Annotated in this window: 16 protein-coding genes; 15 read left to right on the top strand and 1 reads right to left on the bottom strand. The window is 72.8% G+C overall.

All coding sequences use genetic code 11. The features are described 5' to 3' along the window. Positions 1-58: 58 nt before the first annotated feature. The 12 genes from OO60_RS17080 to folK all read left to right on the top strand — a co-directional run bounded on the left by OO60_RS17080 (position 59) and on the right by folK (position 11119). Positions 59-1069 carry a zinc-dependent metalloprotease gene (locus OO60_RS17080; RefSeq protein ID WP_033261646.1) on the top strand — a complete coding sequence of 337 codons (1011 nt, stop codon included), beginning with the start codon at positions 59-61 and terminating at the stop codon, positions 1067-1069. Beyond that, entirely contained in the window at positions 1066-2025 is a 960-nt protein-coding gene (tilS, locus tag OO60_RS17075) for a tRNA lysidine(34) synthetase TilS (protein ID WP_033261645.1), read from the top strand. Before OO60_RS17080 ends, tilS begins: the two co-directional genes overlap by 4 nt. Before the next feature lie 3 nt (positions 2026-2028). Next, a complete protein-coding gene (gene hpt / locus OO60_RS17070; protein ID WP_033261644.1) occupies positions 2029-2580 on the top strand; it encodes a hypoxanthine phosphoribosyltransferase in 552 nt (183 codons plus the stop codon). A gap of 144 nt (positions 2581-2724) precedes the next feature. Continuing rightward, entirely contained in the window at positions 2725-3090 is a 366-nt protein-coding gene (locus OO60_RS17065; protein WP_033261643.1) for a hypothetical protein, read from the top strand. A gap of 22 nt (positions 3091-3112) precedes the next feature. Beyond that, a complete protein-coding gene (locus OO60_RS17060) occupies positions 3113-4510 on the top strand; it encodes a hypothetical protein (RefSeq protein ID WP_033261642.1) in 1398 nt (465 codons plus the stop codon). A 60-nt stretch (positions 4511-4570) separates the two neighbouring features. Further along, positions 4571-5332, top strand: coding sequence for an ESX secretion-associated protein EspG (locus OO60_RS17055; protein ID WP_004562707.1), 762 nt, complete (start codon positions 4571-4573; stop codon positions 5330-5332). A gap of 96 nt (positions 5333-5428) precedes the next feature. After that, positions 5429-6256 carry an ESX secretion-associated protein EspG gene (locus tag OO60_RS17050; protein ID WP_004562708.1) on the top strand — a complete coding sequence of 276 codons (828 nt, stop codon included), beginning with the start codon at positions 5429-5431 and terminating at the stop codon, positions 6254-6256. A 186-nt stretch (positions 6257-6442) separates the two neighbouring features. After that, a complete protein-coding gene (ftsH, locus tag OO60_RS17045; RefSeq protein ID WP_033261641.1) occupies positions 6443-8854 on the top strand; it encodes an ATP-dependent zinc metalloprotease FtsH in 2412 nt (803 codons plus the stop codon). Continuing rightward, positions 8832-9437 carry a GTP cyclohydrolase I FolE gene (gene folE / locus OO60_RS17040; RefSeq protein ID WP_004562709.1) on the top strand — a complete coding sequence of 202 codons (606 nt, stop codon included), beginning with the start codon at positions 8832-8834 and terminating at the stop codon, positions 9435-9437. Before ftsH ends, folE begins: the two co-directional genes overlap by 23 nt. Before the next feature lie 35 nt (positions 9438-9472). Beyond that, complete coding sequence (folP, locus tag OO60_RS17035; protein WP_004562710.1) at positions 9473-10279, top strand: dihydropteroate synthase; 807 nt, start codon at positions 9473-9475, stop codon at positions 10277-10279. Beyond that, a complete protein-coding gene (gene folB / locus OO60_RS17030) occupies positions 10272-10631 on the top strand; it encodes a dihydroneopterin aldolase (RefSeq protein ID WP_004562711.1) in 360 nt (119 codons plus the stop codon). The genes folP and folB overlap by 8 nt, the downstream gene beginning before the upstream one ends. Next, positions 10628-11119, top strand: coding sequence for a 2-amino-4-hydroxy-6-hydroxymethyldihydropteridine diphosphokinase (folK, locus tag OO60_RS17025; RefSeq protein ID WP_004562712.1), 492 nt, complete (start codon positions 10628-10630; stop codon positions 11117-11119). Before folB ends, folK begins: the two co-directional genes overlap by 4 nt. Positions 11120-11198: 79 nt before the next feature. Here the strand turns inward: folK and OO60_RS17020 are convergent, their stop codons facing one another. Continuing rightward, on the bottom strand, positions 11199-12134 hold the full coding sequence (locus OO60_RS17020) for a MerR family transcriptional regulator (protein WP_004562713.1): 936 nt from the start codon (positions 12132-12134) through the stop codon (positions 11199-11201). Positions 12135-12195: 61 nt separating this feature from the next. Here OO60_RS17020 and OO60_RS17015 point away from each other — a divergent pair, with 61 nt between their 5' ends. From OO60_RS17015 to OO60_RS17010, 3 genes are read left to right on the top strand one after another with little or no spacing between them, the layout of a single operon-like run. Beyond that, the gene (locus OO60_RS17015) at positions 12196-12657 is read left to right on the top strand and encodes a DUF3180 domain-containing protein (protein WP_004562714.1); all 462 of its coding nucleotides are present in this window, start codon (positions 12196-12198) and stop codon (positions 12655-12657) included. Further along, positions 12617-12730 (top strand): hypothetical protein, encoded by a 114-nt coding sequence (locus OO60_RS48425; RefSeq protein WP_425304650.1) that lies wholly within the window; start codon positions 12617-12619, stop codon positions 12728-12730. Before OO60_RS17015 ends, OO60_RS48425 begins: the two co-directional genes overlap by 41 nt. Then, the gene (locus OO60_RS17010; protein ID WP_033261639.1) at positions 12727-14988 is read left to right on the top strand and encodes a DUF6779 domain-containing protein; all 2262 of its coding nucleotides are present in this window, start codon (positions 12727-12729) and stop codon (positions 14986-14988) included. Before OO60_RS48425 ends, OO60_RS17010 begins: the two co-directional genes overlap by 4 nt. Positions 14989-15074: the final 86 nt, after the last annotated feature.

Below are 15074 nucleotides of genomic sequence, written 5' to 3'. Positions count from 1 at the left end.
AACCCGCGCCGGGGCAGGTAGCGTCGGAAGGGTGAGTCAGGAAACGCAGACCCGGCCCATGGTCGACTGGGCGATCGCCGCGCAGACCGGCGCGCTGCTCGTGCGCGGCGGCCCGCAGGTCCCGCGCGAACAGGCCGACGAAGCCGTCGCCGACCTGCGCGAGCTGACCGTCGAGGCCGAGGGGCACGTGCGCGGGCTGACGAACCTGGGGCTCGACCTGCCGCTGCTGCCCGGCGAGGTCGTCGACCGGCCCGGCTGGGTCCGGTCGGCCGCGGCCGGGCTGGACGCGCTGACCGGGCGGGCGCTGCCGCAGCAGGGCGGCCCGCTCGGGCCGATCCTGGCCGGCGGCGCCGGCGTGCAGACCGGGCTGGTGCTGGCCTTCCTCGCCAGCCGCGTGCTCGGCCAGTACGACCCCTTCGGCGGGCCGGACAAGGAAGGCAGGCTGCTGCTGGTGGCGCCGAACGTCGTCGCCGCCGAGCGGGCGATGGACGTGTCCGGCCACGACTTCCGGCTCTGGGTCTGCCTGCACGAATGCACCCACCGGCTCCAGTTCACCGCGGTCCGGTGGTTGCGCGACTACTTCGCCGACGAGGTCGAGCGGCTCGTCTCCGGGCTCGCCGGCGGCGGCACCGACAGCCTGGCCGACCTGGTCGGCCGGCTGCCCGACGCGATCAAGCAGGGCCCGAAGCTGAACCTGGCCGAGCTGTTCCAGTCGCCGAAGGAGCGGGCGGTGTTCGACCGGCTGCTGGCGCTTTCGACGCTGCTGGAAGGCCACGCCGACTACGTGATGGACGCCGTCGGGCCGCAGGTGGTGCCGAGCGTCGACAAGATCCGTGCCCGGTTCACCGCCCGGCGCAAGGGCGGCGGCGTCTTCGACCGGCTGCTGCGCGCGCTGCTCGGCGTCGACGCGAAGATCCGTCAGTACGAAGAAGGCGCGAAGTTCACGAAGCACGTCGTGGACGCCGTCGGCATGGACGGCTTCAACGCCGTCTGGCGGTCGCCGAACACCCTGCCGTCGCGCGCCGAGATCGCCGATCCGGCGGCGTGGGTCCGGCGCCTGCACGGATGACCGGGCCGGCGGTCGCGGCCGTCCGGCGGGCCGTGCGCGGGTTCCTGGACGCCGTCGAAGCCCCGCCCGAGCTGTGCGTCGCGGTCTCCGGCGGCGCCGACTCGCTGGCGCTGGCCGAGGCCGCCGCGTACGTCGGGCACCACCGCGGGCACGTCGTCCGCGCGCTGGTCGTCGACCACGGCCTGCAGGAGGGCTCGGCGAAGATCGCGCTCGACGCGGCCGCCGCCGCGAAGGCCCTCGGTGCCGACGAAGCCGAGGTGCGCCGGGCCGACGTCACCGGCCGGGGCGGCCCGGAAGCCGCCGCGCGCAACGCCCGCTACCGGACGCTGGCCGGGCACGAGCTCGTCCTGCTCGGCCACACCCTCGACGACCAGGCCGAAACGGTCCTGCTCGGGCTCGGCCGCGGCTCCGGCCCGCGCAGCGTGGCGGGGATGCGGCCGCACGACCCGCCGTGGGGACGGCCGCTGCTCGCCGTCCCGCGCGCGACGACCCGGGCCGCGTGCGCCGAGCTCGGCGTCGAGCCGTGGGACGACCCGCACAACGCCGAACCGCGGTTCACGCGCGTCCGGTTGCGCACCGAAGTCCTGCCGTTGCTGGAAGATGTCCTCAACGGCGGAGTCGCCGCCGCGCTCGCCCGGACGGCGGCGCAGCTGCGTGAAGACAATGAGGCGCTGGACACAGTCGCGGACCTGATCTTCACCCGCGCGGGCGGCCCCGAAGGGCTGGAAGTCGCGGTGCTCGAAGCGGAGCCCGCGGCACTGCGCCGGCGGGTTCTCCGCAGGTGGTTGCTGCAATCGGGTGTGCGCGAGCTCACCGACGCGCACCTGCGGGCGGTCGACGACCTCGTCGCCCGGTGGCGTGGTCAGGGCGGCGTGTGGTTGCCCGGCAACTTGGAGGCGAGCCGGTGCCGTGGCAGGCTCTGCCTCACCTCCCAACCCACCACACGAGGAGAATGACCCGTGTACGAGGGCGAAATCGCCTCCGTGCTCGTCACCGAGCAGCAGATCAAGGACAAGATCGCGGAACTGTCGGAGCAGATCGCCGCCGACTATCCGGCCAACGGGCAGGGCGAACTCCTGCTGGTGGGCGTCCTGAAGGGCGCGGTCATGTTCATGACCGACTTCGCCCGCGCGCTGCCGCTGCCGACGCAGCTGGAATTCATGGCCGTGTCCTCGTACGGCTCGGCGACTTCGTCGTCGGGTGTCGTGCGGATCCTGAAGGACCTCGACCGCGACATCGCGGGCCGGGACGTGCTGATCGTCGAGGACATCGTCGACTCCGGCCTGACGCTGTCGTGGCTGCTGAAGAACCTCGCGAGCCGCAACCCCGCGTCGCTCGAGGTGGTTTCGCTGCTGCGCAAGCCGGAAGCGGTGAAGGTGGACGTGCCGGTGAAGTACATCGGCTTCGACATCCCGAACGAGTTCGTCGTCGGCTACGGCCTCGACTACGCCGAGCGGTACCGGGACCTGCCCTACATCGGGACGCTGGACCCGAAGGTCTACACGGCGTAGTTCACCGACCGTTCACCGCAACCACCGGATTCGCGGAACCCCGGGCACGAAGTTTGCGTCATAGGCTCTGATCACGTGCGTTAACCTATGCGAAGACCATTCGTGCCCGCGGTGACCGGGTCGGGGGAACGGGAGAGAGCTCAGATGGGGAACAGCAGCGCTGCCGACGCGAACGCCTTCAAGGCCGCGGCCGCGGCGGGTCAGGTCGGGATCGACCCCGACGCCGCGCAGACCGTGCTGAACAAGATCCGCACCGGCAAGGACGCGGTCGAGGCCCTGCTCAGCGGCGCGGGCACGCTCGCGCAGCCGCCGAAGCTCGGGGACAACCCGGTCGGCAACGCGATGGCCGCGAAGTTCGTCCAGCGCGCGGACGGCGGCGGCGACTCCTACGCCGCCGCCCTGCAGAACCTGCTCGACCAGTACTCCGCCGCCGAAGAGGGCATCGTCACGGCGATGTCCCGGTACCACGAGATCGACCAGGCCGCGGCCGACCCGTTCCGCAACGCCTGAGTCCAGAGGGGAACTCGTAGTCATGGCTCCGAAGAACACCGACCAGCCGGGCACGACCGACCCGGGTTCGCTGGTCCCGCTCGGCGACAACGCGGCTTCGCAGAACATCGTCGACAACGCCCGCGGCAGCGCCGGCGGCTTCGACATGGGCAGCGACCGCGCGATCGCCAACCCGCCGAACTGGAACGCGCAGGAGAGCCAGCAGCTCTACGCCGGCGCGGTCAACAACAACGACCCCGGCACCGCCGAGGCGACCGGGCACGCCTGGGCGCACCACGGCAGCGAGCTGAAGCAGGCGTCCGACCACCTGTACAACGCGATCGCCGAGCTGGGCAACGCCTGGGTCGGCCGCGGCGCCGCGGGTGCGCAGGGTGCGCTGGTGGCGATCGCGAACTCCGGTTCGCAGGCGTCCGACGCCGCGCACACGATGTCCGACCGGCTCGCCCGGCAGGCCGCGGCGGCCGCCGAGGTCAAGAAGATGCCGGCCCCGAAGGACTACGACCCCAAGCAGGCCATGGCGGCCGCGCTGGCCGGCGGTCCGGCGGCGCTGGTCGCCGACCAGAAGGCGCAGGCGGACGCGGCCAACGACGTCAAGGCGCAGCAGGTCGCCTTCTTCAACGCCTACACGCAGGCGATGAAGGAGGTCGACAACTCGACCCCGAGCTTCGGCCCGGAGTCGCTGGGCATGAAGCCGACGGCGTCGCACAACTCCATCTCGTTCAACGCGGTGAACACCGTCGGCAGCACCGGCCCGGTCGACGCGCTGCCCGGCGCGGGCGACGCGATCTTCGCCTCCGGCGGCGCGGGCTTCGGCGGCCACGGCGGCGCGTTCGGCGCGCAGCACGCCGGTGTCGTCGGCCCGAACGGCGCCCACGGCGGCGTCCCGGCTGCGGCCGGCTTCGGCCAGGACGCGGCGGTGCTCGGCAGCGACGCGGCAGGCGGCTCGGTCACCGGGGCCGGGACGGCCACCGGCGCGGGCACCGTCGGCGCGGGCAGCGGCCAGCACAGCGGCAGCAACCCGCTCGGCAAGATCGGCATGGGCCTCGGGCTCGGCGGCGCGGTCGGCGGCCTCGGCGCGCTGGCGTCGCGGGCGCTGGGCGCGGGCAGCAAGTCCGGCGCGAAGGCGAAGGACGACACCACCCTGGCCTCGGCCGAGGGCAAGGGCCAGAGCGCCGCTTCGGCGCAGGGGCCGCAGCCGGGTGTCGTCTCGCCGGCGGGCACCATCGGCGGCCAGACGCCGCCGCCGATGAACCCGGGCATGGGCGGCATGGCCCCGCACGGTGCGCAGGGCGAGCAGGACGAGGAGCACACGCACGCGTCCTTCCTCATCGAGGCGGACCCGGACGAGGCCTTCGGCGCGAACCAGGCGACCCCGCCGCCGGTCATCGGCGCGTGGTCCGGGGACGACGAAGACCGCTGATCCGTTCGGGCCGGGCACGCCGCGCGCGTGCCCGGCCCGGTTCCTCCTGGGGGTGGCTCGATGCCGAACGCTGAGCTGCTCACCCCGGCCGAGGTGGACTTCCTGTGGGAGTCCGCCGGGCTGGGCGAGCTGCCGTACCCGTTCAAGATCCGTTCGCACGGCGCGACCGTCGACGAGCGGGCGCTGCTGCGCCGCCGCACGCTGGAGGGGCTCGCCGCGCGCGGCCTCGCCGACGGCCGCGGCCGGCCGGAGCCGCACATCGAGGACTGGTTCGGTGTGCTGGCGGCCCCGGAGCTCAGCCTGGACGCCGTCCAGCTGATCGCCCCGGACGCCGAGCCCCTGCTCTCGGTCGCCGGCGTGCTGGGCGGCCAGGGCCTGCTGGCCGTGCAGGACACCCGCGGCCTGCACCTGCAGCCGTGCCCGGCCGACGGGCTCGCGAGCGCGATCGTCTCGCTGCTCCCCGGCGGTCCGCGCGGCACCGAGAAGTCGGTCACCGTGCCGCAGGACCAGCTGCCCGGCGGTCCCGGTGTCCCGGACGGCCGTGCGTCGGCCGACGACGACCGCAAGGCGCTGGCCCGGCTGTTCGCCCAGCCCCGGCTCCGCGGCGGCCAGATCGGCGCCAACGCCCGCACCCGGCTGGGCGGGCGCACCCGCACGCCGGTCCTGAGCTGGTTCGACACCGAGTCCGGCCGCTACCTCGCCCAGTCCAGCCGCGGCCGCGACGGGCGGGACTGGATCACGATCGCCCCCGCCGACGCCGCCACGCTGCGCCACCGCCTCGGCGAGATGCTCGCGGGCGCCGCGACGACCACCGCGGTCTGAGTCCCGGCTCTTCGGACGTGCCCAGCCCGGCCCGGAGCGGTCCGGTTTTGTCGGGGGTGCGGGCTACGCTGGGCAAGAGTCCGATCCGGGAGAGTGATGATGCAAGAGTTCTTCTCGCCGCTGGCGTTCGACTTCCTGTGGGAGTCGGCGCAGGTCGGCGAGCTGCCGTACCCGCTCCTCATCCGGTCGCACGGCGCCACCGAGGACGAGCGCGTCTCGCTGCGCCACCGCGCCGACGTCGAGCTGAAGGCGCGCGGCATCCGCGACCCGCGGGGCAGGCCGGCGCCGCCGATCGAGGACGCCCTGCACCTGCTGGCCTTCGCGCCGCTGACCATCGACGCGCTGCACATCCCCCAGTTCGAAGCGCCGACCGTCGGCGTGCTCGCGGCGGCCGACGAAACCAAGGGCGTGCTCGCGGTCCAGGACGCGGACGGCATCTGGCTGCGTGACGTCCCGCCGGACGGGCTGGTCTCGGCGGTCGTCGGGGTGCTGCCGGCCGCGCCGCGCGGCAGCGAGGCGTCGGTCACCCTCCCGCTGGACGAGGCCCTGCGCACCGCACCGATCCGGGTGCCGGTCTCCTCGCCGTCCGGGCCGGGCGAAGAGGACGACAAGCGGCGGGGGCGGGCGCGGCGGACGCCGTTGAGCGAACGCCTCGCCGTCGATCCGCGGGAGGCATACGGCCGCATCGCCGGGCAGCCCCGGCAGCGCGGCGGTCAGCTGGCAGCGAACAGCCGTTCGCCGGTCGGGGCCAGGCAGCGGTCCCGCGTGCTGGGCTGGTTCGACACCGCAACCGGGCGTTACCTGAGCCTTTCCCGGGCCGGGACGGACGGGCGCGAGTGGGTGACCGTGGCGCCGGCGGACCCGAAGACGCTGCGCACCCGCCTCGGCGAGATGGTGGGCAGTGTGTCCGACGGCACGCGCTAGCGTGGCCCGGGAACCCGGGCGCGGTATCGCCCGTTGACCTGCGAGAGGCTCACAGGGGATGAACGCGGCAGCGGGCGGTACCCTGATGGGCAGGTGTCCAGGCACCACGGGTTGTCAAGATCGTGATGGCGGGTATCACAGGAGCCGCCCAACCAGGGAGGGTCGAGGCCACCAGGGCCGAGTCGTATGAACCGGAAGAGCGTGCTCAGGAACCCACTGCTGTGGATCGTCGCGGGGTTGCTGGCGTTGTTCGCGTACAACACGATCTTCGACAGTGATCGTGGGTACACCCAGGCACCCATCTCGGTGGCGAACTCCCAGATCACCTCGAACAACGTCAAGGAAGCCAGCCTCGAGGACAAGGAACAGCAGCTCAAGCTGCTGCTGGCCAAGCCGATCGACGTCGAGGGCCAGCAGGTCACCCAGATCATTTCGCAGTACCCGGCGGACGCCACCCGCCCGATCTACGACTCGTTGATCGCGGCGAAGGCGGGCGGCCAGCCGATCAAGTTCACCACCAAGGTGACCCAGCAGGGCGTGCTGACGCAGATCCTCATCTTCGCCATCCCGCTCGCCCTCGTGCTGGGCCTGCTGATGTGGATGATGAACAACGCGCAGGGCGGCGGCAACCGCGTCCTCAACTTCGGCAAGTCCAAGGCCAAGCAGCTGAACAAGGACATGCCCAAGACGACCTTCGGGGACGTCGCGGGCGCCGACGAGGCCGTCGAAGAGCTGTACGAGATCAAGGACTTCCTGCAGAACCCGGCGCGCTACCAGGCGCTCGGCGCGAAGATCCCGAAGGGCGTGCTGCTCTACGGGCCGCCGGGTACCGGTAAGACGCTGCTCGCGCGAGCCGTCGCCGGCGAGGCGGGCGTGCCGTTCTACACGATCTCCGGCTCGGACTTCGTCGAGATGTTCGTCGGTGTCGGTGCCTCCCGCGTGCGTGACCTGTTCGAACAGGCCAAGCAGAACGCGCCGTGCATCATCTTCGTCGACGAGATCGACGCGGTCGGCCGCCAGCGCGGCGCCGGCCTCGGCGGCGGGCACGACGAGCGCGAGCAGACCCTGAACCAGCTGCTCGTCGAGATGGACGGCTTCGACGCCCGCGGCGGCATCATCCTGATCGCGGCCACCAACCGGCCCGACATCCTCGACCCGGCGCTGCTGCGTCCCGGCCGGTTCGACCGGCAGATCCCGGTGTCCGCGCCCGACCTGCGCGGCCGCAAGGCGATCCTCGAGGTGCACGCCAAGGGCAAGCCGATCGCCCAGGGCACGGACCTGTCCAGCCTGGCCAAGCGCACGGTCGGCATGTCCGGCGCGGACCTGGCGAACGTGCTCAACGAGGCCGCGCTGCTCACCGCCCGCCAGAACGGGCACGTGATCACCGACGCGGCGCTGGAGGAGTCGGTAGACCGCGTCGTCGGCGGCCCGGCGCGCAAGAGCCGGATCATCTCCGAGAAGGAGAAGAAGATCACGGCCTACCACGAGGGCGGGCACGCGCTCGCCGCGTGGGCGATGCCGGACATCGAACCGGTCTACAAGCTGACCATCCTGCCGCGCGGCCGGACGGGCGGGCACGCGCTGCTCGTCCCGGAGGACGACAAGGACCTGATGACCCGCTCCGAGATGATCGGGCGGCTGGTCTTCGCGATGGGTGGCCGCACGGCGGAGGAGCTCGTCTTCCACGAGCCCACCACCGGCGCGTCCTCGGACATCGAGCAGGCGACGAAGATCGCCCGCGCGATGGTCACCGAGTACGGCATGAGCGCCCGGCTCGGCGCGGTCAAGTACGGCCAGGAGCAGGGCGACCCGTTCCTGGGCCGCTCGGCCGGCCGTCAGGCGGACTACTCGCTGGAAGTGGCGCACGAGATCGACGAGGAGGTGCGCAAGCTCATCGAGACGGCGCACACCGAGGCGTGGCACGTGCTCAACACCTACCGCGACGTGCTCGACGAGCTGGTCATCGAGCTCCTGGAGAAGGAGACGCTGACCCGCAAGGACCTGGAGCGGATCTTCGCGACGGTCGAGAAGCGGCCGCACATCACCGTGTTCAACGAGTTCGGTGAGCGGACGCCGTCGGACAAGCCGCCGATCAAGACCCCGGGCGAGCTGGCGATGGAGCGCGGTGAGCCGTGGCCGCCGCCGGAGAAGGAGAAGCCGGTCCTGAAGCCGGAGCCGACCCCGGTCGGCACCGCCCAGGGCGCGGGCGACCTGCCCGGTGGCCCGCCGTACCCGTCGCCGGTCGACCCGAACGCGAACCCGTACGCCCCGCCGGGTGCCTACCCGAACGGCGGCCGTCCCTACGGCGCGCCGAACGGCGGCCCCAACGGAACGGCGCACTGGCCGCAGACGTACGGCAGCGGCCAGCAGCCCGGCGGCAACTACCCGGGCAGCGCGGCCGGCCAGAGCGGCCCGCCGAACTACGGTGCCCCTCCGGGCTGGACGCCCGCGACCTCGCCGGGCGGTCAGCCGGGCCAGTCGTGGCGGCCCGGTGGTGAAGAACGCCCTCGTGAGCACGGCTGGTTCGCCGATCAGGCGGGCAACCAGCAGAACGAGGGAGAACGTCGTGACGTGGATGGACCAGACAAGCCCCAGTGACGCCGACCGCCCGGTCTTCGACCACGACCGGGCGGAGAAGGCGATCCGCGAGCTTCTTCTGGCGTGCGGTGAAGACCCGGAGCGGGACGGTCTGAAGGACACCCCCGCCCGGGTCGCCCGCGCGTACCGCGAGATGTTCTCGGGCCTGTACACCGAGCCGGACTCGGTGCTGGACAAGACGTTCGACGAGTCCCACGAGGAACTCGTGCTGGTCACGGACATCCCGATGTACAGCAGCTGCGAGCACCACCTGGTGCCGTTCCACGGCGTCGCGCACGTCGGGTACATCCCGAACGCCGCCGGGAAGGTCACCGGGCTCTCGAAGCTCGCCCGGGTCGTCGACCTCTACGCCAAGCGCCCGCAGGTCCAAGAGCGCCTGACGTCGCAGGTGGCCGACGCGATCGTGCGGAAGCTGGAGCCGCGCGGGGTGATCGTGGTGATCGAGGCCGAGCACCTCTGCATGGCCATGCGCGGCATCCGCAAGCCGGGCGCGCGCACCACCACCTCCGCCGTGCGGGGGCAGTTCAAGAACTCCGCCACTTCGCGGGCGGAGGCGCTCGACCTCATCAAGGCGCGCCGGTGAGCGAGGGGCTTCCCGCTCCCGGCCGGTGCGTCGTGATGGGCGTGCTGAACGTGACGCCGGATTCCTTTTCGGACGGTGGCCGGTACCTCGGGCTCGACCAGGCGCTGGAGCACGCCCGGGAAATGTGGGCGCGCGGGGCCGACCTGATCGACGTCGGCGGCGAGTCGACCCGGCCGGGGGCGGCCAGGGTGGACGCCGAAACGGAACTGCGGCGCGTCCTGCCCGTCATCCGGACGCTCGCCGGCGAAGGCATCCACCTGTCGGTCGACACCACCCGGGCGACCGTCGCCGCCGCGGCGCTCGACGCCGGGGCGAAGGTGATCAACGACGTCTCCGGCGGCCTGGCCGATCGCGACATGGCGCGCGTCGCGGCCGAGAGCGGTGTGCCGTGGGTGCTGATGCACTGGCGCGGGCACAGCAAGGACATGCAGGCGCTCGCGAAGTACGACGACGTGGTGGCGGACGTCCGCGCCGAGCTGCTGTCCAGAGTGGACGAAGCACTGGCGGCGGGCGTCGCCGAAAGCGCGATCGTGCTCGACCCCGGGCTCGGCTTCGCGAAGAACGCCGAGCACGACTGGGCGTTGCTGCGCGGCCTCGATTCGCTGCTGTCGCTTGGTTTCCCGGTGCTCGTCGGGGCCTCCCGGAAACGGTTCCTCGGCCGCCTGCTGTCCGAAAAGGACGGTACGCCCCGCCCGCCGGACGGCCGCGAGGACGCCACGGCCGCGATCTCCGCGCTCGCCGCGGCGGCCGGCGCCTGGGGTGTCCGGGTGCACGAGGTCGGGGCTTCGCTCGACGCGGTCGCGGTGGCCGCCGCCTGGTGGAAGGGTTCGCCGGATGTCTGACCGGATCACGCTGACCGGCCTGCGTGTGTTCGGGCGCCACGGCGTGTTCGAGCACGAGAAGCGCGACGGCCAGGAGTTCGTCGTCGACATCACGGTGTGGCTCGACCTCGGGCCGGCCGCGGCGTCGGACGACCTGACGAAGACGCTCCACTACGGCGAGCTGGCCGAGGTGGCGGCGGGGATCGTCGCGGGCGAGCCGTACGACCTCATCGAGAGCGTCGCGGGCCGGATCGCCGACGAGGTCATGCGCGACGAGCGCCTGGGCGGGGTGGAGGTGACGGTGCACAAGCCGTCGGCGCCGATCCCGCTCACGTTCGACGACGTGGCCGTCACGGTCCGGCGCGACCGGTGAGCCGGGCGGTCCTTTCCCTCGGGTCCAACCTGGGCGACCGGCTGGCCTTCCTGGAGCTGGCCCTGGACGCGGTGCGCCCGGCGCTGGTCGCGGTGTCGAGCGTCTACGAGACGAAGGCGTGGGGTGTCGAGGACCAGCCGGACTTCCTCAACGCCGTGTGCCTCGTCGACGACCCGGCACGCGACCACTGGGCGTGGCTGCGCACGGGCCAGGCGGCGGAAAAGGCGGCGGGCCGCGTCCGCGAGCTGAGGTGGGGCCCGCGCACGCTGGACGTCGACGTGGTGACGGTGGACGGCGTGACCTCCGACGACCCCGAGCTGCTGCTGCCCCACCCGGGCACCCCGGACCGCGCGAGCGTGCTGGTGCCCTGGGTGGAGATCGCCCCGGACGCGGTCCTGCCGGGCCACGGCCCGATCGCGGAGCTGCTGGGGGCCCGGCCGGCGGCCGAGGTGGCCACGGTCCGCCGGACGGACCTCGAGTTGCGCTGAAACGGATTCACATCGGTGGATCGTGCGTGTTCGTTACGGTCCGTTCCCGGGCCGTCGTCGAACGGTAGTCACCGTGCGGTCAGCCGCGCAGCGCCGCGATCATGAAACCGACCGCGGGCCGGGTGGTCGGGACCGGCGGCCAGTCGTTGATGATCGCCAGCAGCTGCCAGTAGCGCTCGGCGCGGTCGTCGCCGCTGGCCGCGAACCGGTCCGCCAGCTCGCGGCGGAACTCCGCCGAGTCCGCGTCCTGGTCCGGGCGCGCGGAAGCGGCCGCGATCGTGGCCGCAAGCGCTTGCCCCTGTTCCGACGTCGGGCTTTCTCCCGCGTCGACGGCCTCCTGGGCGCGCGCCATCCAGTCGTTCCAGTGCGTTCGCCAGGCTTCCGCCGGCTGCTCGAAATCGCCGTCCCGGATCTGCTGGGCCTGGGTCTCGCTCATGCGGCGGATCAGGGCGCGGAAGTCCGGGTCCTGGACCAGCTCGGCGAACTCGATCCAGGCCTCGAGCTGCTCGGGAGACGGGTCGTCCGGCAGTTCCGGCTTCCCCGAGCGCATCCGGCGGTAGAAGTCCTGGTCGATGTCGAGCCCGGCGACCATCTCGTCCCAGAACTCGTCGACCAGCCGCTTGCGCTCCTCGTCGGACATCGACGCGAGTCGGTTCATCAGGTTCACTTCCTCCAGCTCCGAGTTGCGTTTGGCCACCGCACGCAGCACCGCCCGGCGCAGCCGCAGCCGCCGGATCTGCTCGTCGAGGGCCTCGACGTGCCGGGTCGCCAGCTCGCCGACCGTCGCCGACCGGGCCAGTGCGGCGGAGACGTCGGCCAGGCCGAGGCCCAGCTCGCGCAGGGTGCGGACCAGTTCCAGGCGGGCCATCGCCGCCGCGTCGTAGAGCCGGTAGCCGGCGTCCGTCCGGTCGGTCGGGGGCAGCAGGCCCTCGTCCGAGTAGAACCGGATGGTCTTGACCGGCAGGCCGGTCCGGCGGGCCAGCTCGCCGATGGTGAAGGTTGCGGTGGTGCCCACAAGACGCATGGTGAACTCTCCAGTCGGGGGAGAGTCAACTCTTCCACGGTACGGTTGGGGCATGCACTTCACCCGGCCCCGTGACCTGGTGGTGGCCGGTCTGCTCGGCCTTGGCCTCGGCTACCTGCTCTTCCAGGTCGCGTACGGCTCGCTGCCGCAGCTGCCGCTGCTCGCCGGCATCACCTTCGCCGTGCTGGCCGTGATCGAGCTCGTGCTGGCGTTTTCGATCCGGTCGCGGATCAAGAGCGGCCGGGTCGTTGCCGCCATCGGGGTCGCCCGATCAGTGGCGCTCGCCAAGGCGTCGTCACTCGCCGGAGCGTTCATGGCGGGCGCCTGGCTGGCGGCGCTCGCCTATCTTTTTCCGCGACGTGACGAACTCGTCGCCGCGGTGCTCGACACCCGGGCCGCGGTGGTCGGCGTGGTGTCCGCCGCAGCCCTGGTAGCAGCGGCTTTGTGGCTCGAACACTGCTGCCGGACCCCGCGTGACCACGATCGTGAGCCCACCCGCGGGACGACCGGTTAGCGCTGGAATCGCACCGCTCGCTGGACCGAGTAGGTCTCGTTCGGATTACGAGCAGGTACGGTGTCAGACATGACCGGCGTGGGTGACGACTCGCGCGGCCGCCTCTTGGGCAGGCCGTGGCTCGTTGTCGGCTTTGTCCTCGCCATCGGAGCCACCCTCGCACTGGTGCTCAGCGACGACCTCCGCTATCTCCGGCTGGGGATCGTCGCGGCCCTCTGGGCCGCCCTGATCGGCGCCTTCCTCGCCGTGAAGTACCGCAAGCACGCGGCACAGAGCGAGGACGCGGTCGCCGAGGCGCAGGCTGTGTACGAACTGGAGCTGGAACGCGAGATCGCGGCCCGGCGCGAATTCGAGCTGGAGGTGGAGGCGGAGAAGAGTTCCGTCGCCGACTCCAAGGGCCGCGAGGAGCTGGAGGCGCTGCGCGCCGAGGTGTCCGCGCTGCGCGACAGCCTCCAGTCGCTGTTCGGCGGCGAAGTGCTGCTCGAACGCGTCGCGCTGACCGCGCAGGCGACCCGGATGCGCAAGCTGTCCGACGAGAACCGCCTGATCCCGGACGCCGCGCCGAAGAAGAAGCCCGCTCAGCTGATGGCCGGGAAGAAGCCGGTCGAGGGCGGCGAGCGGCCGACCGAGCTGATCGACCGCGTCCTCGACGAGCGCCGCCGCAAGGCGTCGGGCGCGAAGCCCGCGAACGGCAAGGGCGGCCTCGGCAAGGGCAAGGGCTTCGGCGGCAAGCCGGTCCCGAAGGCGCCGGCGAACGTCTCCGTGCAGAGCACCCAGCAGCTGGCCCGGCCGAAGCCGCTGAGCGAACGCCGTCCGCCGGTCCCGCCGGTCGACCCGGCGCTGAACGCCGCGCAGCGCGAGCTGAAGGCCGCGGAGCTGCGCGCCGAGGCGGCGCGCCGCCAGGCCGAGTCGCAGCCGATGCGGCTGCCGAAGCCGGACGAAGTGGCGAAGCAGCCTGAGCGCCGCCCGGACGCGGCCGACCCGACGCGTCGGGACGTGCCACGGCCGGCCGAGCCCAAGACCGAGATCCGCCGTCCGTCGGAGCCGAAGACGGAGATCCGGCGCCCGTCGGAGCCGAAGACCGAGATCCGCCGTCCCGAGCCGCCGCCCGCGCGCCGGGCGGAGATGTCGCGGTCGGACATCCGGCCCGCCGAGGTGTCGCGGTCGGACATTCCCCGGGTGGAGATGTCGCGTCCGGACATTCCTCGGGTGGAGATGTCGCGTCCGGACATCCCCCGGGTCGAGATGTCGCGGCCTGATATTCCGCGCGTCGAGGCGCCGCGGCCGAACGTTCCGCGTGGTGAGGTGTCGCGTTCGGACATTCCGCGCGTGGAGATGTCGCGTCCGGACATTCCTCGCGTTGAGATGTCGCGGCCCGATATCCCGCGGGTGGAGATGTCGCGGCCGGATCTGCCGCGTGTCGGTGGGCAGCCGAACGGCGTGCGTCCCGACCCGCGCAAGGCGCCCGAGCCGCCGCGGGCGCCGGGGCGTCCGGGGCCGGGGGCGAACGTGCCGCCGCCGAAGCCGTCCGAGATGTCGCGGTCGGACATCCGGCCGGTCAAGGACCTGAGCGCGGCGTTCCAGAACCGCGACGACTTCGCCGAGCGTCAGCGCCCGAACCGGCCCAAGCCGCCCGAGCCGAAGCCGCCGATGCCGCGGGACGCCGCGGCGTCCCGCACCGACCTGCCGCCGGTGGTCCCGCCGACGACGCCGGTGCCGAGCAAGAGCCCGGCGCCGCGGCAGCCGTCGCGCACGGACCTGCCCCCGGTGGTGCCCCCGACGACGCCGGTCCCGGCCGCCGACGGCCGCCGCCCGTCGCGGCTGGAGCAGTTCTCGCGGGCGGACATGTCGCCGATCCTGGAGGAGCCGCCGTCCCGGCACGGTGGGTCCCACCGCGCGCCGGGCGAGGCGGCGGCCCAGGCCGACGCGGCACCGCTGGCGAACCCGACGCTGCCGGAGTCGGTCCGCAACTTCCAGGGCCGCTCGGGCGGCCGTCGCCGCAAGCCGGAGGACTCCCAGCAGCTGCCGGCGGTCCCCGCGGCCCCGGAGCCACCCGCCGGCGGCCGCCGCCGTCGCCCGGACGGCGAGCCACCGGCCTGGGAAGGCATGGTCGCCGAGCGGGCCTCGATGTCCCGCCGCGGAATGGCCCCGGTCGACCCGGCCGAGGTGGAGCAGAACGGCCACAACGGAGCCCGCAACGGCCGCCGGTCGGCCCCCGAGCCGGCCCCGGGCAGCGGCTCCCACGCGGCGGGCCGTTCGGTGAGCGAGCTACTGGCCGCAAACGGCGGCACGGGTTCGACACCGCGACGCCGCCGCCGCGCGGAAGACTGAGCCCGGCGAGCCACCTGACGTGGTCTTCGGCGGCTCGAGTTGGGTGAGCCGAGCGCGCCTCAGATGCGCGGGAGCGAACGCGGCCT

The organism is Amycolatopsis vancoresmycina (assembly GCF_000716785.1).
Lineage (GTDB): Bacteria > Actinomycetota > Actinomycetes > Mycobacteriales > Pseudonocardiaceae > Amycolatopsis > Amycolatopsis vancoresmycina.
The sequence above is the reverse complement of the archived record's forward strand: the minus strand, read 5'-3'. Positions and strand labels throughout refer to the sequence as shown.